At 60.1% G+C, this 18,245-nt stretch carries 14 protein-coding genes; 8 read left to right on the top strand and 6 right to left on the bottom strand.

What is annotated here, in order from left to right; all coding sequences use genetic code 11:
* The first annotated feature begins 47 nt into the window (after positions 1-47).
* From KSY82_RS01345 to KSY82_RS01335, 3 genes are all read left to right on the top strand, one after another.
* On the top strand, positions 48-383 hold the full coding sequence (locus KSY82_RS01345; protein WP_035137921.1) for a histidine triad nucleotide-binding protein: 336 nt from the start codon (positions 48-50) through the stop codon (positions 381-383).
* 147 nt (positions 384-530) lie between these two features.
* On the top strand, positions 531-1,709 hold the full coding sequence (locus KSY82_RS01340; RefSeq protein WP_217749946.1) for an acetate/propionate family kinase: 1,179 nt from the start codon (positions 531-533) through the stop codon (positions 1,707-1,709).
* Between the two features lie 164 nt (positions 1,710-1,873).
* Positions 1,874-3,052, top strand: a complete 1,179-nt coding sequence (locus KSY82_RS01335) for an acetate/propionate family kinase (protein WP_161159688.1) — start codon at positions 1,874-1,876, stop codon at positions 3,050-3,052.
* Between the two features lie 349 nt (positions 3,053-3,401).
* On the opposite strand, the gene pta is transcribed toward KSY82_RS01335, so the two are convergent.
* Entirely contained in the window at positions 3,402-4,382 is a 981-nt protein-coding gene (gene pta, locus KSY82_RS01330; protein WP_217749945.1) for a phosphate acetyltransferase, read from the bottom strand.
* A gap of 231 nt (positions 4,383-4,613) precedes the next feature.
* On the opposite strand from pta, the gene glf reads away from it, so the two are divergent.
* Together glf and KSY82_RS01320 are read left to right on the top strand one after the other, a co-directional pair.
* On the top strand, positions 4,614-5,816 hold the full coding sequence (gene glf / locus KSY82_RS01325) for a UDP-galactopyranose mutase (protein ID WP_217749944.1): 1,203 nt from the start codon (positions 4,614-4,616) through the stop codon (positions 5,814-5,816).
* On the top strand, positions 5,809-6,840 hold the full coding sequence (locus KSY82_RS01320) for a glycosyltransferase family 2 protein (RefSeq protein WP_217749943.1): 1,032 nt from the start codon (positions 5,809-5,811) through the stop codon (positions 6,838-6,840). The genes glf and KSY82_RS01320 overlap by 8 nt, the downstream gene beginning before the upstream one ends.
* Positions 6,841-7,209: 369 nt before the next feature.
* Here KSY82_RS01320 and KSY82_RS01315 read toward each other — a convergent pair whose 3' ends face one another.
* The 5 genes from KSY82_RS01315 to ppk1 all read right to left on the bottom strand — a co-directional run bounded on the left by KSY82_RS01315 (position 7,210) and on the right by ppk1 (position 13,355).
* A complete protein-coding gene (locus KSY82_RS01315) occupies positions 7,210-8,211 on the bottom strand; it encodes a P1 family peptidase (protein WP_217749942.1) in 1,002 nt (333 codons plus the stop codon).
* Between the two features lie 101 nt (positions 8,212-8,312).
* On the bottom strand, positions 8,313-8,894 hold the full coding sequence (locus KSY82_RS01310) for a Maf family protein (RefSeq protein WP_217749941.1): 582 nt from the start codon (positions 8,892-8,894) through the stop codon (positions 8,313-8,315).
* Positions 8,891-9,433, bottom strand: a complete 543-nt coding sequence (locus tag KSY82_RS01305) for a DJ-1 family glyoxalase III (protein WP_118935286.1) — start codon at positions 9,431-9,433, stop codon at positions 8,891-8,893. Before KSY82_RS01305 ends, KSY82_RS01310 begins: the two co-directional genes overlap by 4 nt.
* A 107-nt stretch (positions 9,434-9,540) precedes the next feature.
* Positions 9,541-10,869 carry a 23S rRNA (uracil(1939)-C(5))-methyltransferase RlmD gene (gene rlmD, locus KSY82_RS01300; protein WP_217749940.1) on the bottom strand — a complete coding sequence of 443 codons (1,329 nt, stop codon included), beginning with the start codon at positions 10,867-10,869 and terminating at the stop codon, positions 9,541-9,543.
* A gap of 98 nt (positions 10,870-10,967) precedes the next feature.
* The gene (ppk1, locus tag KSY82_RS01295; protein WP_254881656.1) at positions 10,968-13,355 is read right to left on the bottom strand and encodes a polyphosphate kinase 1; all 2,388 of its coding nucleotides are present in this window, start codon (positions 13,353-13,355) and stop codon (positions 10,968-10,970) included.
* Positions 13,356-13,913: 558 nt separating this feature from the next.
* Here ppk1 and arcA (KSY82_RS01290) point away from each other — a divergent pair.
* The 3 genes from arcA (KSY82_RS01290) (at position 13,914) to arcA (KSY82_RS01280) (ending at position 18,244) form a co-directional block, all read left to right on the top strand.
* On the top strand, positions 13,914-15,155 hold the full coding sequence (gene arcA / locus KSY82_RS01290; RefSeq protein WP_006234281.1) for an arginine deiminase: 1,242 nt from the start codon (positions 13,914-13,916) through the stop codon (positions 15,153-15,155).
* 149 nt (positions 15,156-15,304) lie between these two features.
* A complete protein-coding gene (locus tag KSY82_RS01285; RefSeq protein WP_217749938.1) occupies positions 15,305-16,429 on the top strand; it encodes an aminotransferase in 1,125 nt (374 codons plus the stop codon).
* Positions 16,430-17,002: 573 nt separating this feature from the next.
* The gene (gene arcA, locus KSY82_RS01280) at positions 17,003-18,244 is read left to right on the top strand and encodes an arginine deiminase (protein ID WP_217752363.1); all 1,242 of its coding nucleotides are present in this window, start codon (positions 17,003-17,005) and stop codon (positions 18,242-18,244) included.
* Position 18,245 lies beyond the last annotated feature (1 nt).

Here is an 18,245-nt window from a genome sequence, read left to right as displayed (position 1 = left end):
ATCCCGACCAAATATAATTACCTTGGTCTGTGAGAAAGGAACCAACCATGTGCGATTGCATCTTCTGCAAAATTGCCAACCACGAGATCCCCTCGACCGTTGTCTATGAGGACGACCAGGTCATCGCCTTCGACGACCTCAATCCCCAGGCGCCGGTCCATACGCTCGTGATCCCCAAAAAGCACTACAGCGATATCGCCGATAACGTGCCGGCCGAGACCATGGGTGCAATGGCTCACGCCATCCAGGAGGTCGCCAAGGCCAAGGGTCTGGAGGACGGCTTCCGCGTCATCTCCAACAAGGGCGTCAACGCCGGCCAGACCGTCATGCACTTCCACATGCACGTCCTTGGCGGCAAGAACCTGGGCGAGAACCTCATCTGAGGACGCCTCTTCCGTGCAATGAAACGGAAGCTCAGGCACCGATAACTTATATATCAACGCAATAAACCCGAGCGCGAGGGCGTTTGGGTTTATTATTGAAGCGTATGTAACCTGGCGGCGCCACACCGCCTGTTAGTAGGGAGACACATGAACGTTCTGGTCGTCAACGCAGGATCTTCGACCCTCAAGTATCAGGTCATCGATACCAAGTCCCACAAGGTGTCCGCAAAGGGCTCCTGCGAGCGCGTCTGCTTTACCGGCGGTACCTTCACCCACGCTGCCAACGGTTCCAAGAAGGTGACCGAGAACATCGAGTTCCCCGACCACAAGGTCGCCATCGAGGTCGTCCTGAAGGACCTCGAGGCCAACGGCGTCAAGATCGAGGGTATCGGCCACCGTATCGTTCAGGGTGGTTGGTACTTCGGCGATTCCTCCCTCGTCGACGAGGACGTTCTCGCCAAGATCCGCGAGGTCGCTCCGCTCGCGCCGCTGCACAACAACCCCGAGGCCAACGTTATCGAGTACTGCCTCGAGCAGTATCCCGATCTGCCCAACGTCACGGTCTACGACACCGCTTTCCACTTCAACATGCCCGAGGTCGCCAAGACCTACGCCCTTCCCAAGGATGTTTGCGACAAGCTGCACATCCGTAAGTATGGCGCCCACGGCACCAGCTATCGCTACATCTCCAAGAAGGTCGCCGAGATGACCAACGGCGAGGCCCGCAAGGTCGTCGTGTGCCACATTGGCTCCGGCGCTTCCCTGTGCGCCATCGAGGACGGCAAGTGCATGGACACCACCATGGGCTTGACGCCGCTCGACGGTGTCATGATGGGCACCCGCTGCGGCTCCATCGACCCTGCTACCGTGTGCTACCTGCAGCGCGAAGGTGGCTACACCTTCGACGAGGTCGACGAGATGATGAACAAGAAGTCCGGCCTTTTGGCTGTGACCGGCGGCAAGACCAACGACTGCCGCAACGTCGAGGAGCTCGCCGCTGCTGGTGACCCCGAGGCCCAGCTCGCCTTCGATATGTTCGTTTACAAGATTGCCGCCAAGGCTGCCGAGATGGCCACTTCCATGTGCGGCATGGACACCCTGGTCTTTACCGCCGGCATCGGCGAGCACGCTCCGGCTGTCCGCGCCGGCGTGGCCGATCGTCTGACCTTTATGGGCGTCAAGATGGACCATGCCCGCAACGCTCTGCGTGGCGACGGCGCTTGGTGCCTGTCCGCCAAGGATTCCAAGGTCAAGATCTTCGTCATCCCCACGGATGAGGAGTTCATGATCGCCTCCGACGTCGAGCGCATCGTCAACAGCAAGTAATTGCAAGAGGGGAGGGGCTGGACGACCAAGTGCCGTTCAGTCCCTCTTTTGCGCTCGTTGGGCGATATGCCTGATAGCTATTTATCAAGATGTGATAACTTCTTATTAAAATGCGGTCGCCTTAAGAGGTCTGCGTCGACCGTATTGCACTGCAAAGGAGTCTCATGAACGTACTTGTTGTCAACGCCGGCAGCTCAAGCCTTAAATATCAGCTTCTGGATACCGATACCCGCGAGGTTTTCGCCAAGGGCAACTGCGAGCGTATCGGCTCGGACATGGGTATCTTTGGCCACTCCGAGAACGGTGGCGCCAAGCAGACCGAGGAGGTTCCCTTCCCCGATCATCGCTCTGCTATCGCTCGCGTGCTCGAGGAGCTCGAGAAGACCGACTTTACGATCGATGGCATTGGGCATCGTATCGTTCAGGGCGGCTGGCACTTCGATGATTCCGCAGTTGTTGACGACGAGGTCATGGCTAAGATCCTTGAGGTGGCCCCGCTCGCCCCGCTGCACAATTACGGCGAGGCCGCAGCAATCGAGTATTGCCGCGAGAAGTATCCGGAGCTGCCCAACGTGGCCGTCTTCGACACCTCGTTCCACATGACCATGCCCGAGGTTGCCTACACCTACGCGCTGCCCAAGGACGTGTGCGACAAGTACCACGTGCGAAAGTACGGTGCCCACGGTACGAGCCACCGCTACGAGTGGATGATGGCAAAGGAGATTCTGGGCTCGTGCTGCCACCGTCTGCTTTCGTGCCATCTGGGCAACGGCGCTTCGCTCGCCGCCATTGAGGACGGCGTTTGCCGCGACACCACGATGGGGCTCACGCCGCTCGACGGCCTGATGATGGGCACCCGTTGTGGTTCCATTGACCCTGCCACCGTGTGCTACCTCCAGCGCGAGGGCGGCTACAGCTACCAGGAAGTCGACGACATGATGAACAAGCAGTCTGGTCTGCTTGCCATCTCGGGCATCTCCAACGACGCCCGCGACATCCGTACACGCGCCTCCGAGGGCGACGAGCGCTGCCTGCTCGCCTTCGATATGTTCGCCTACAAGGCTATGCAGCAGGCCGGTTCCATGATTGCCTCTATGGCGGGCGTGGATACCATCACCTTTACCGCCGGCATCGGCGAGAACGACTGGTCGATCCGTAAGGCCTTCTGCGACTGCTTTGAGTGGCTGGGCGTGCGTATCGACAACAACAAGAACCGTGAGGCCGTGGGCAACGGCCCGCAGGTCATCAGCGCCGCCGGCTCTTCCGTCACGGTCATGGTCATCCCCACAGACGAGGAATACATGATCGCCCACGACGTCGAGCGTCTAACCAAGAACAACTAACGCGCGCATTTGCAAGTAGACGAAAGGTCTCCAGAGCAACAGCTCCGGAGGCCTTTTTTACTAGCAGGCGGAAATTCCAGTCCCAAAGTGATCACCGCCAGCAACGCCTGCACTCCCAACAACGGCACCCATCCATTCAGATTTTCAGCCCCAGCTCGTAGCCAAGCCGCCGTCCACTCCAGATGCCCCGATTGCCACGTAGCGGCAGGGACCCTACAGGGTAAAGCTCTGAAAATTTTCCGCAGGACGGAGGAAGCCCCCGCCGCGCGTAGCGCGCAGCGGGGGCTTCCGACATGTCCGAGGACGTTTTCAGAGCTTTACCCTGTAGGGTCCCGAGGGGATATGTCCGCTACTCAGCCATCTGAGCCTGGACGGCGGTGATGGCAACGACACCCACGATGTCGTCGGCAGAGCAGCCGCGCGAAAGGTCGTTGACCGGCTTGGCGATGCCCTGCAGGATGGGGCCGTAGGCGTCGGCGCCGGCGAAGCGCTGGACGAGCTTGTAGCCGATGTTGCCAGCCTCGAGGTCGGGGAACACGAGCACGTTGGCCTTACCGGCGACGGAGGAGCCGGGAGCCTTGAGCTGGGCGACGGTGGGGACGATGGCGGCGTCGAGCTGCAGGTCGCCGTCGATGGCGAGCTCGGGAGCCTTCTCGTGGCAGAACTTCACGGCCTCCTGGACCTTCTTGGCAACCTCGCCACCGGCGGAGCCCATGGTGGAGTAGGAGAGCATGGCCACGTGCGGCTCCACATTGCCCATGAAGGTGGACCAAGAGTGAGCGGAGGCGATGGCGATCTCGGAGAGCTCATCGGAGGACGGGTTGATGTTGAGGCCACAGTCAGCGAAGATCAGCGTGCCGTCGGTGCCGAACTGCGGGGTATCGGTGCACATCACGAAGAAGGCAGAGACCAGCTTGGTGCCCGGGGCGGTCTTGAGGATCTGCAGCGCGGGGCGCAGAGTGTCGGCGGTGGAGTGGCAGGCGCCGGAGACCAGGCCGTCGGCGTCGCCTATCTTGACCATCATGGTGCCAAAGTAGGTGGCGTCCATCACCTGGGCGCGAGCCTGCTCGATGGTAACGCCCTTCTTGGCGCGGAGCTCGGCAAACTTCTGCGCGTACTCCTCGTGCTTCTCGGCGTTGCGCGGATCGATGACGGTAGCGCCGGGAACGTTGATCTCGTCGGGGTTACCCAGGATGACGATCTTTGCCAGGCCCTCCTCGATGATCTTGGTGGCTGCGACGATGGTGCGCGGATCCTCGCCCTCGGGCAGGACGATCGTCTTAAGGTCGGCCTTGGCGGCAGACTTCATACGGTGTAGGAAATCGCTCATGTTACTCCTTACAAGCGTTTCGCTAAGCTCCAGGCGCCCGGCTGTTCACGAATAAACCCGCTGCTAGCGGGTTTACCTTTCAATTATGTTCGCCGCGGTGCTTGAGCTTTCCTTGTGTGGCAAGCTCATTATAGGACGCATTAGCGCTATAATCGCTCTGATAAATATGTCTCGAAGAATGTTCGAGAAAAGCCCAGCTAACGAGCCCGTGGCTTTTGACAAGGAGTATCGATGCAGATTACCTCAGGCCTGCCTGAAGGCTTTAACGCCGGCGCATACGACATGATTGTCGTCGGTGCCGGTTATGCCGGTGCCGTTTGTGCCCGCCGTCTCGCCGAGACTATCGGCTATCGCGTTGCCGTTCTGGAGCGCCGTAGCCACATTGCGGGTAACGCCTACGACTGCGCTGATGAGGCCGGAATCCTGGTCCACGAGTATGGTCCGCACATCTACCATACCTTTAATGAGCGCGTCCACAATTTCCTGTCGCGCTTTACCAAGTGGACGGACTACCAGCACAAGGTGCTTGCCAACATCAACGGTACCCTTATGCCCGTGCCCTTTAACCATGCGAGCCTCAAGCTCGCCTTTGGCGATGAGCGCGGCGAGGAACTGTACCAAAAGCTCGTGGAGACCTTTGGCAAGGACGTCAAGGTGCCCATCATGGAGCTGCGCAAGAAGAACGACCCGGATCTTGCCGAGGTCGCCGATTACGTCTACGAGAACGTCTTTTTGCATTACACCATGAAGCAGTGGGGCCAGACGCCCGACCAGATCGACCCCTCGATCACTGGCCGCGTTCCCGTCTTTGTGGGCGATGACGATCGCTACTTCCCGCAGGCTCCTTTCCAGGGCATGCCGCAGGATGGCTATACCGCGCTGTTCGAGCATATGCTCGATCACGATCTGATCGACGTATTCTGTGACGTAGACGCCCGTGACCTCTTTGAGATTGACGAGACTACCGTCAAGATCGACGGCAAGGTCTATGGTGGCGAGATCGTCTACACCGGTCCACTCGACGAGCTGTTCAACCTCGACCTGGGCGCGCTGCCGTACCGCACGCTCGATATGAAGTTCGAGACGCTCGATATGGACCAGTTCCAGCCTGTGGGCACCGTCAACTACACCACGAGCGAGGACTACACGCGTATCACCGAGTTCAAGAACATGACCGGTCAGGTCTTGCCCGGCAAGACCACCATCATGAAGGAGTACTCCAAGGCCTATACGCCCGGCTCGGGCGAGACGCCGTACTACGCTATCCTGGAGCCCGAGAACCGTGAGCTCTACGAGCGCTATCTTGAGCGTGTCCAGAACCTGACGAACTTCCACCCGGTGGGTCGTCTGGCCGAGTATCGTTACTACGATATGGACGCCGTGACCAATTCCGCCCTCGATCTTTCGGATGAGATTATCGCCTGCCATGCATAAAGTCATAACATTCGGTATTCCCTCGTATAACGCCGCCAAGGACATGGACCATTGCATCACCTCCATCTTGGAGGGGAGCAATTACGCCACCGATATCGAGATTATCGTGGTGGACGACGGCTCCAAGGACGAGACGGCCGCCAAGGCCGACGAGTGGGAGGCCCGTTATCCTGGAATCATCCGCGTGGTGCACCAGGAGAATGGCGGCCACGGTATTGCCGTCCTTTCGGGTCTGCGCGAGGCGCAGGGCACCTACTACAAGGTTGTCGACTCGGACGACTGGCTCGACGGTGCGGCGCTTTCGACCATGCTGTCGATTCTGCGTGGCTTTGAGGAGCGCGACCAGCGCGTCGACCTGTTTATCTCGAACTACGTGTACGAGAAGGTTTACGAGGGCACACATACCGCTATTGGCTACAAGTTTGCCCTGCCGCGCAAAAAGATTTTCTCTTGGGACCAGATCGGACACTTCCGTCCCGATCAGAACTTGCTCATGCACAGCCTGTGCTATCGCACCGATGTGCTGCGCGAGTCGAATCTGCCTATGCCGGCACACACGTTCTACGTGGATAATATCTACGCATATGTGCCGCTGCCGCGCTGCAAGACCATGTACTACGCAGACATCGACCTCTATCGCTACTTTATCGGTCGCGAGGGTCAGAGCGTCAATGAGGCCACGATGGTCAAGCGCCTGGGTCAGCAGTTCCGCGTAACGCGCATCATGATGGAATCGTTCCATCTGTACCAGGACGTCGAGTCCTCGCGTTTGCGTTCGTACATGATGGGCTACTTCACCATGATGATGGCGATTTGCTCGGTGCTCACCAAGCTTTCCGAGGAAGATTGTGCCGATGAGCGCCTGAAGACGCTGTGGAAGGATCTGAAGGCTTACGACGAGCGCATGTATCGTCACGCGCGCTACGGCGTGGTCGGGATCTTCACCAATCTGCGTGGACGGGCCGGAGACAAAACCACACTCGGCCTATACCGTCTTGCCTCTAAGATCTTCAAATTCAACTAACTGTTGAGTAATCGCTGCTGATAGGTTGACTGGGCCCCTTGGCCTTTAGTTTGCTACCGCGAACAGTCCTGCTCGCACGGAAAGCACATTAAGTGCTTTCCGGCTCGTGCGGAACTTGTATCAAACTAAAGGCCAAAGGGCCTCTGCTATAAATCGATTGTCAGATAGGTGAATTTGAAGATCTTCGACGCGCGGTACACAGGGGCCTGGGCTGAAAAGAATCTGGTTGGTAGGTTGCCCGGTGGGGCTTGGTTATGTTTGTCGCGAGTTCCGCACGAGCCGAAGAGCACTTAATGTGCTCTTCGTGCGAGCCAGGACTGTAGAGCAGCAAACATAACCAAGGCCCACCGGGCAACCGGACGAGCTAGTTTACTTTGCGGCACCAGGGATGCCGTGGGAGGTTTTGGCGGTTTTGGCTCCGTTTACGATGGCGGTCTGCAGGGCTCTTACGGCGAGCATGCCCAACAGGTCCAAGGGAACGGCGGCGCTTGTCTGAGCGTCTAGTTTGCCGCTGGCGAGGGTGTAGATGGTGTCGCCGTCGTTGGTGGTGTGCGTGGGGCGAATGGCGTGCGCATAGGCGTCTGCGGCCATTTGGGACACCTTGGTGGCCTGGGCCTTGGTGAGTTCCACATTGGTGACAATGCAGCTGATGGTGGTGTTGGTGCGGTCGAGCGGCATCTGCATGGATCCGGCGGCGGCAAAGGCGGCGAACTCCATGTCGACGATCTGGTTGCTATCGGCTGCGGCGCGCATGCCAGCGACCCACTCGCCAGTGAGGGGGTCGACGACGTTGCCGCAGGCGTTGACCGAAACCACAGCGCCTACCTTAACGGGACCGAGCGCCACGGCGGCAGCGCCAAGGCCGGCCTTCATGCAGGTGGCGGGCCCCATGAGCTTTCCGACGGTGGCACCCGTGCCGGCACCCACGTTGCCCTGCTCGAGCGTGGTGGGGGTATTGTCGAGCGCTTCGCGCACGGCGGTGATACCGGCCTCAATGTCGGGACGCACGGTGGGGTCGCCAAAGGCGAGGTCGAAGATGCAGCTGGAGCACACGATAGGCACCTGGGTGGGGCCGACGGGAAGGCCGATGCCGCGGCTCTCGAGCTCGCGGGCGACGCCGCTTGCGGCCTCCAGACCAAAGGCCGATCCACCCGAAAGGCAGACGGCGTGGACTTTGTCCACGGTGTTCTCGGGACGCAGCAGGTCGGTCTCGCGCGATGCCGGGGCACCGCCGCGAACGTCAACACCGCCGGTGGCGCCCTCGGGTGCCACGATTACGGTGCAACCGGTGCCGGCCTCCTCGTCCGTATAGTTGCCAAAGCAAAAGCCATCGACATCGCAAACGTCAATGGCCTCAAGCAGTGTGTCCATGTTTTACTCCTATCGGTTTTCCGCCGGGCCTTATGCCCGGTCGGGATCCGTACGGTACGCCGAAATTGTAGGCGCTGGGGGATACCCAGCGCCAGATGCAATTACGATAGTTTTTGAATCGCACGCGCGACGCGAGCGATGGGCAGGCCCACCACGTTGTAGAAGTCGCCCGAAATATCATGCACGAGCATGCGGCCGCCTGTGCCTTGGATGCCGTAGGCGCCCGCCTTGTCCATGGGCTCGCCTGAGGCGACGTAGCGCTCAATCTGCTCGTCGGTGAGCTCATAGAACGTCACGTCGGTCACATCGACAAACGATAGGCTCTCGGCGGCGTGCGGGGCTGTGGCGTCTCCGGCTCTAACGATGCAGACGCCAGTTGCGACCTGGTGCGTGCGCCCCGAGAGCTCATGGAGCATGATGCGGGCTTCGCCCTCGTTTGCCGGCTTGCCCAAAATCTTGTCATCGAAGGTGACGATGGTGTCGGCCGCGATGGTCAGCTCATTGGGCTCGGCGTGCTCGGCGGCAACGGCGGCAGCCTTAGCGCGAGCTAAGCGCTCGACAAGCGTAAGCGGGGTCTCGTCATCAAAAGGAGTCTCGTCGATGTCAGCGGGAATGACGCGGATGTCGTAGCCCGCTTCGCGCATCAACTCGATGCGGCGCGGTGATTGCGAAGCCAAAATCATAGCTGAATGCCCTCTGCAACCTTCTCGACAGCCTTGTCGCCGGCGAGCGTACGCAGCAGCTCAAGCGCAAAGGGGAGCGACTGGGCCATGCCGCTGGCGGTGATGATGTTGCCGTCGTGCGTGACCTTGTCGCCGGTATAGGCACCCTCGGGGAAACTCTTCTCAAAGCCGGGGAAGCACGTGGCGTGGCGTCCCTCGAGCAGGTCAAGCTCGCCCAGGATAAACGGGGCGGCGCAGATGGCGGCAACATGCTTGGTCGCGGCGAACTCGCAGACTACGTCACAGACGCGCTGGTCGGCGCGCAGGTTGGTTGCGCCGGGCAGACCGCCGGGCAGCACGACGCAGTCGTACTCGTCAAAGTTAATCTCGTCAAAGAGTGCGTCGCAGGTTACGGGAATCTGCAGCGAGCTTACGACCTCGCGCGTGGGCATGATCGAGACGAGCGTGGCACGCACACCGCCGCGACGCATGACATCGACCATGGTCAGGCATTCAATCGTTTCAAAGCCATCGGCGGCAAGAACGGCAACGCTGGGCATAAGGGTTCCTTTCGTAAGGCGGCATACAATTAGCCGTCTTATACCCCGACTACCCCCACTTGCCACGCTCGATTTCCCAATGATTTTTCTGAGCAATGATCATGTGTCTAGTTGCGCTTGAGGTGGACGACGGTTTCGCAGTGGAAGGTTTGCGGGAATAGGTCGACCGGCGTGATCTTGATGGGAGAGAAGGTGCCCTCCTCGACAAAGCGTTTGAGGTCGCGGGCCAAAGTTGCCGGGTCGCAGCTCACGTAGGCAACATCTCGGGCACTCGTACTCGCGATGAGGTCGATGGCCTCGGGCGCCAATCCTGCGCGCGGCGGATCGACTATCAGGACATCGGCGTCCTGATCGGGGAACTCGCGCACCGCGTCGCCGCCGATGACGTCGACGTTATCGAGCTTGTTGATCTCCAGGTTGCGACGCAGGTCGCGCACGGCCGGGCCGTAGGCCTCGACGGCGGCGACAAAATCACAGCGGCGGGCGAGCGGCAGGGTAAAGGTGCCGGCACCGCAGTACAGGTCCACGGCCAGTTCGTCTTCCTGCGGGTCGAGGGCGTCCATAACGAGTTCAATCAAAATCTCGGCGCCCTTGGTATTGACTTGGAAAAACGACGGAGCAGACAGGCGCATCTGACCCTCGGCGATATTCTCGGTCCATGAGCCCTCTCCGGCGAGCATTTCGACCTTGGAGACACGGCGGGCCTTCTTTTCGCCCTTGCTCATCACGCGCACGATGCTCGTGGGATGAGCGGCGTCCGCCAGCACGCGGGAGACCTGCGAGCGCGGAAAAGAGCCTGTGGGCGTCCAGAGTGCGACCTCGAGTGCCTTGGTGCGGCGCGAGGCGCGAATGCCCACGCGCTCCAGACCCAGGTTGTGGCTGCCGCTCAGATAGTTGAGCGCGCCGACGACTGACTTGAGCGCCTTGGGAAAACGCTTATCGAACAGCGGGCACGAATCGACGGTCACGATCTTGCTGGGGTCGACGCCGTGCATGCCAAGGCGCACGCGACCGTTGACGACGGTCGGTTCGAGCTCAATCTTATTGCGGTAGCCCCAGTCGTCCTTGGTGTGGCGGATAGGCTGGACAAGTTCGTTGACCTGCTCGGGGGTGAACTTGCCAATGCGCTCGAGCGTGGAGCGCAGGTTTTGCTCCTTGGCGGCGAGCTGTGCCGTGCGTGAGAGATTGCCCCACGAGCAGCCGCCGCAGATGCCCACGAAGGGGCAGGGAGGCTGAATGCGATCGGGGCTTGGCTCCAGAATCTCGGTGGTGCGGGCGCGCATGAACGACTTGCCGTCCTGTACGACCTCGGCCTCGACGGTGTCGCCTGCCACGGCACCCTGCACAAAGACGGCCTTGCCGTTGTCGGCGTGCGCCAGCCCGTCGGCGCCGTAGGTCATCGATTCTATAGTGAGCTTCATATTCCTGCCTGTCATTCGCGTTGTTGCTCGCACCATGGTAGCAGGGAAAAGCGCCCCGCATCCGAGGCTTTCCTTAAATGCGGGGCGCTTCTACAAACTGCTTCTACAAACGACTATTTCGTCTTGCCGGTAATGATCGTCTTAAGACCCAGGCCGATCAGACCCAGGCCCATGCGCACGCGGCCGGGGCGATGGCGCTCGATGGCCTTGGTCTTGCCGGCGGGCTTCTTGCGACGGGCGCTCGTTTCGGGTGCGGGCTTGGTGACCTGCGGCTCGGGCCGAGGTGCAGGTGCAGGCTCGGGCTCAATGACGGTCGCCTGGACCTCTTGGACCTTGGTTGTGGCCGGCTGCGGCTCAGGAGCAGGGGCGGGCTTTGCCTCGACGGCCTCGGCGTTGCGATAGGCACGCTCCAGTAGAGCTTCCTGCGAGTTGAAGGGTTTCTCACCCTCTGCACGCTCCACGGGGACCCAGGTGCCGTCGCTCGTGAGGCTGCGGGCCTTCACGTTGTCGCGCAGCTGCATGCCCATGTACTCGTGCACCAGGGCGCGGCAGGTGGGGTCGAGCACGGGGAAGGCAATCTCCACGCGGTGCTCGGTGTTGCGCGTCATCATGTCTGCCGAGCTCAGGTAAATCATGTCCGAGTCCACGCCGAAAGCATAGACGCGCGCGTGCTCCAAAAAGCGTCCGACGATGGAGCGGACATGCACGTTCTCGGTCTTGCCCGGAACACCGGGCTTGAGGCACGAGATGCCGCGGATGATCATGTCTACGCGCACGCCGGCACACGATGCCTCGGCGATCTTGTCGATAACCTCGCGGTCGGTCAGCGAGTTGAGCTTAAAGAACACGCGGGCGGGCTCGCCGGCAAGGGCGCGCTGGATCTCGCGGTCAAGCCCGCGCATGATGAGCGGTTTCAGTCCGACGGGCGCCACACCCAGGAAGCGGTAGTCGCCGCGCAGGTTGCCCAGCGACAGATTGCGGAAGAACAGGTTGGCGTCCTCGCCGATGCCGGGATGGGCTGTCATGAGCATAAAGTCGCTGTAGAGTTTGGCCGTCTTCTCGTTAAAGTTGCCGGTGCCCAAAAGCGTGAGGCGGGTGAGCGCCATGCCCTCGCGATAGGTGAGCTGGCAGATCTTGGAGTGGCACTTAAAGCCTTCGGAGCCGTAGATGACGGTGCAGCCTGCCTCTTCCAGACGCTCGGCCCACTCGATGTTGTTCTGCTCGTCAAAGCGGGCGCGGAGCTCCATGAGCACCGTGACCTCTTTGCCGTTCTCGGCGGCATCGATCAGCGACTCGCATAGGCGGCTCTGCTTGGCCACGCGGTAGAGCGTGATGCGCAACGAGATGCACTCGGGATCGTAGGCTGCCTCGTGTACCAGATCCAGGAACGGATTCATGGCCTCGTAAGGGTAGAAGAGCAGCTTGTCGTGCTGCAGCACCTGCTCGCGGATGGAGCGGGTCATGTCGATGGTGGGGTTGGGCTGTGGCTTAAACGGCGTAAAGAGGAGCTCGTTGCGCAGGTGCTCGGGAATCTTGCCCTCAATGCCAAAGACGTAGCCCAGGTTGAGCGGGATATCGCAGGTAAAGACAGAGCGGCGCGAAAGCTCGAGCGCCTTGCGGATAGTCTTGAGCGTCGCCTTCTCGAGCGACCCCGAGACCGCGAGCACTACCGGCTGCAGGCGCAGGCGCTTCTTGAGAATGCGCTTCATGTGCTGGCGGTAGTCCTCTTCCTCTTCGACGCCCTCGCCGTCCGGATCGATGTCGGCGTTGCGGGTGACGCGGATCAGCGCACGATCCAGCGGCTTATAGGAGCCAAAGCAGCTGTCCAGGCAGGCGAGGATGACGTCCTCGAGCAAGATGTAGGAGTAGGTGCCGGTGGGCGAGGGGATCTCGACCACGCGGTTCATCGAGGCGGGAATCTCGATAAGGCCCAGTAGGCTCTCCTCGTCGGTGGCGCTGTCCAGACCACAGGCCAGATAGAGCGCGCCGTTGCGCAGGTTGGGGAAGGGGTGGCGAGGATCGATGACCAGCGGCGAGATGACCGGCGACACGTAGGCCTGGAAGTAGCGGGTTACAAAGGTGCGCTCCTCGGGCGTAAGCGAATCGATGTGGGCGCGGTGAACGCCCAAGGTGTCGAGCTTGCCCTCGATGCTCTTAAAGATGGACTCCCAACGGGTAAGGAGCCCGGGCATTTCGGCCATGACAGCATCGACCTGTTCGGAGGCGGTCATATTGCTCTTGTTGTCGACAGGTTGTTTTTTGAGCTCCGCCAGATCGGACAGGCCGCCCACGCGCACCATAAGGAACTCGTCGAGGTTGGACTCGAAGATCGAGACGAACTTTAGTCGCTCGAATAACGGAACGGTTTCGTCGAAGGCTTCGTCGAGCACGCGGTTGTCAAAGCGTAGCCAGCTGAGCTCTCGGTTCTGCGTGTACGAGAAGTCGCGCGGCGGTTTGCGCAGCTTTGCGGCGGCTTGCTTTTTTTCGATTTTGCTCGGCATATGCATCTGTCCGTTCAGTCCCCGCAGGGGACGGTAGCCTAACCCTATTCACTATTGTCTCAATTTAGTCGACTTGTGGCACGGACGTATTGTGCGAACGGTATCTTTACCTACTTCTTACGCTGTCAAGGCATGCGACTAACTGCCCGACTCGTTTTGAAAACAATCTATATCCATACTCAATTGGTGAGGATGTATGAATAAGAATGATTGCGAGCTGAATATAATCGAATCCAAATTGAATCATGGACAGATGACATATATATGCAGAAAACAGTTTTAGCTATGCAATTCCTAAACATGAAATTATTTGTGCAATCTTGCTCAATTCCTTAGAAAAAAGAACGATTACCTTTGAAAACCTGCTTTAGAGAACTGAAGTGCATCATGGGGGAATCATATGCGATATACCGTTCATCGCACTTTGCTGACCGTTCGGGGGCGAGGTGGAATTGCGGGTGGTTTTTGGATATAACTAGAGCTGTCAGCAAGCAGCGTCCCATACGGAGGGGCGCTGATACATTCGGCCAGTAAGGCCCGAAAGAAAGGTAGGAGGCCATGACGAAAGGTCTGCACGTGCCTTCCGAGATCGGCAAGCTCAGGAAGGTCTGCCTGCACCGTCCCGGCGACGAGCTCCTCAACCTGCCGCCCGACGAGCTCGAGCGACTCCTGTTCGACGACGTCCCGTTCCTGGAGGTCGCGCAGCAGGAGCACGACACCTTCGCCCAGATCCTGAGGGACCAGGGCGTGGAGGTCCTCTACCTCGAGAACCTCGTCGCCGAGGTGTTCGACCAGGTCCCCGGCGCCCGCGCCGAGTTCACCGACCAGTACATCGCCGAGGCCGGCATCCGCGGCCAGCACATGCCGCAGATCGTCCGCGAGAAGCTGGACTCCATCGAGGACAACCTCGAGTTCGTCAAGAAGACCATGGCCGGCATGACCAAGTCCGAGATCGACATGCCCCTCACGGCGTCCACGACCCTCGACTCCCTGGTCAACTCCGAGTCCGAGTCCGACCTGATCATCGACCCGATGCCCAACCTCTACTTCACCCGCGACCCGTTCGCGGTCGTCGGCGAGGGCGTCAACCTCAACCGCATGTACTCGGTCACCCGCAACCGCGAGACCCTGTACGGCAAGTACGTCTTCAAGTACCACCCCGACTACAAGGACGTCTCGCTGTACTTCCGCCGCGACTGCCAGTTCCACACCGAGGGCGGCGACGTGCTGAACATCAACGAGAAGACCCTCGCCGTCGGCATCTCCCAGCGCACCCAGGCCGCCGCGATCGACGTCATGGCCCAGAACATCTTCTGGAACTCCGACTCCAAGGTCGAGCGCATCCTGGCCTTCGACATCCCGGTCTCGCGCGCCTTCATGCACCTCGACACGGTCTTTACCCAGATCGACGTCGATAAGTTCACGATCCACCCCGCCATCATGGGCACCCTGCGCGTCTACGAGCTGACCGCCGGCAAGAACCCGGGCGACGTGAACATCCGCCTGATCGAGGACACCCTCGAGCACGTCCTGGAGGACGCCACCGGCGTCGACCAGGTCAAGCTGATCCCCTGCGGCGGCGGCGACCCGATCGCGGCCTCCCGCGAGCAGTGGAACGACGGCTCCAACACCCTGTGCGTCGAGCCCGGCAAGATCTGCGTCTACGCCCGCAACACCGTCACCAACGACGTGCTGTACAAGGAGGGCCTGGACCTTCTCGTCGTGCCCTCCGCCGAGCTCTCCCGCGGCCGCGGCGGCCCGCGCTGCATGAGCATGCCCTTCTGGCGCGAGGACCTCTAAGGTCTTCAAGGACCCGTACAGGTCATAATACATACATCTAGCTGCCATTAGATGTCTCCCATTGGGGCGGTGCGGGTTTTCGCACCGCCCCAATCTTGTATGAGGGACGTCAACACGATTGGATGACTGCTTTTGTAAGGAGCTTGGCCATGGACATCAAGACGATTGGCGTTGAGGAATGGCTCAACGTTTGGGAGAAGAGTGCCACGTGGGACATCGCCCAGTCGACGATCTCGTCGCTCACCATGGGCGAGCTGCGCGCGCTCGATGAGCAGGACGGCGCCACGTTCTACGAGCGCCTGGACCGCGAGAAGATGAACTACGGCTGGATCGAGGGCTCGCCGGAGTTTAAGGCCGAGGTTGCCAAGCTGTATCGTCGCGAGGTCAATCCCGACCACATTCTGCAGACCAATGGCTGCACGGGTGCGAACCTCAACGCCATCATGGCCGTGGTCGAGCCCGGCGACCACGTTATCGCCGAGTGGCCTACCTATGCGCCGCTCTATGAGATCCCACGTACGCTCGGCGCCGAGGTCGAGTATTGGGAGCTTCGCGAGGGGCTCGGATGGAAACCCGATATCGAACAGCTCAAGCGCCTCGTTCGTCCCAACACGAAGCTCATCTGCATCAACAACGCATCGAACCCCATCGGTACGGTGCTCGATGCCGATATGCTCGGCCAGATTGCCGAGATCGCCCGCTCGGTGGGCGCCTATGTGCTGTGCGACGAGGTGTACCTGCCGCTTGAGAACACCGAGGCCTTTATGTCGATGGTCGACGTGTACGAGAGGGCCATTGTCACCAACTCGTTGTCGAAGACCTATTCGACGCCTGCGGCCCGCGTGGGCTGGGTCGTGGCCGACGAAGAGGTGTCCAACCGCATCCGTACCTATCGCGATTACACCATGATCTGCGGCGGTGTGTTCAACGACGCCTTGGCGACCTATGTGCTTGAGCACAAGGACAAGATCCTAGAGCGCAATCGCAAGATCGTGTTTGGCAACCGCGATATCGCGCAGGCTTGGATCGATACGCAGCATCGCGTTTCCTGGACGGCCCCACAGGGCGTGTCTACCTCGTTTATCCAGCTGGATATTCCCGAGGACGACGAGGAGTTCTGCAAGCGCCTGCTGTCCGAGAGGGGAGTGCTGCTGGTACCCGGCAGCCGCTTTGAGCTTCCCTGTGGCGCACGCCTGGGCTACTGCGCGAGCGAGGACGTTCTGCGCGAGGGCCTGAGGCTTTTGGGCGAGGCGCTGGCGGAGTTTGATCGCTAGGATTCCGATGATCTTCGAGGGCGTTATCTAAATTGGCCGAAGATAATCGAAAACGGACCCGTTTCCCTAGTGAAGCGGGTCCGTTTTTCTATACCGAGAAGTCAAGTTGTTACAAATGGGGCCGTAAAGCGAGCCGGTATCCGCTGGTCCTTATACTGAGTTTCCGGTGAACGGTATCAAGCGTCTGGTAAACGGTAATTTATTTACCAGAAATGAATAGGACAAACTTTTTTCTGAATAAAAATGAAAATGGTTGAGACGCGGTATGAACCGCTAATTCTATTCATAGCTTTAGTGGAAATATGCAATTTGAGGATGGTTTAACAAAGTTAAGTTCCATTTGATTTTAGGATTGAAAACGCGTTTAAGCACGTAAATACGCTTTATTAAGATGAAGTGTGCCATGCGTGAAGTATATGTGTATGCCGTTCACCCCCTATAAAAAACCGTTCGGGGGCAAGGTGGAAGTATGGGCTGATTTTGGATATAAATATGTCGTCAGCAATAACGCCTCACACGGAGGGGCGCTAACGAATCGGCCCTGACAAGGGCCCGAAAGAAAGGTAGGAGGCCATGACGAAAGGTCTGCACGTGCCTTCCGAGATCGGCAAGCTCAGGAAGGTCTGCCTGCACCGTCCCGGCGACGAGCTCCTCAACCTGCCGCCCGACGAGCTCGAGCGACTCCTGTTCGACGACGTCCCGTTCCTGGAGGTCGCGCAGCAGGAGCACGACACCTTCGCCCAGATCCTGAGGGACCAGGGCGTGGAGGTCCTCTACCTCGAGAACCTCGTCGCCGAGGTGTTCGACCAGGTCCCCGGCGCCCGCGCCGAGTTCACCGACCAGTACATCGCCGAGGCCGGCATCCGCGGCCAGCACATGCCGCAGATCGTCCGCGAGAAGCTGGACTCCATCGAGGACAACCTCGAGTTCGTCAAGAAGACCATGGCCGGCATGACCAAGTCCGAGATCGACATGCCCCTCACGGCGTCCACGACCCTCGACTCCCTGGTCAACTCCGAGTCCGAGTCCGACCTGATCATCGAGCCGATGCGCAACCTCTACTTCACCCGCGACCCGTTCGCGGTCGTCGGCGAGGGCGTCAACCTCAACCGCATGTACTCGGTCACCCGCAACCGCGAGACCCTGTACGGCAAGTACGTCTTCAAGTACCACCCCGACTACAAGGACGTCTCGCTGTACTTCCGCCGCGACTGCCAGTTCCACACCGAGGGCGGCGACGTGCTGAACATCAACGAGAAGACCCTCGCCGTCGGCATCTCCCAGCGCACCCAGGCCGCCGCGATCGACGTCATGGCCCAGAACATCTTCTGGAACTCCGACTCCAAGGTCGAGCGCATCCTGGCCTTCGACATCCCGGTCTCGCGCGCCTTCATGCACCTCGACACGGTCTTTACCCAGATCGACGTCGATAAGTTCACGATCCACCCCGCCATCATGGGCACCCTGCGCGTCTACGAGCTGACCGCCGGCAAGAACCCGGGCGACGTGAACATCCGCCTGATCGAGGACACCCTCGAGCACGTCCTGGAGGACGCCACCGGCGTCGACCAGGTCAAGCTGATCCCCTGCGGCGGCGGCGACCCGATCGCGGCCTCCCGCGAGCAGTGGAACGACGGCTCCAACACCCTGTGCGTCGAGCCCGGCAAGATCTGCGTCTACGCCCGCAACACCGTCACCAACGACGTGCTGTACAAGGAGGGCCTGGACCTTCTCGTCGTGCCCTCCGCCGAGCTCTCCCGCGGCCGCGGCGGCCCGCGCTGCATGAGCATGCCCTTCTGGCGCGAGGACCTCTAAG

Source organism: Collinsella aerofaciens, from assembly GCF_019131995.1.
Classification (GTDB): domain Bacteria; phylum Actinomycetota; class Coriobacteriia; order Coriobacteriales; family Coriobacteriaceae; genus Collinsella; species Collinsella aerofaciens_S.
The sequence above is the reverse complement of the archived record's forward strand: the minus strand, read 5'-3'. Positions and strand labels throughout refer to the sequence as shown.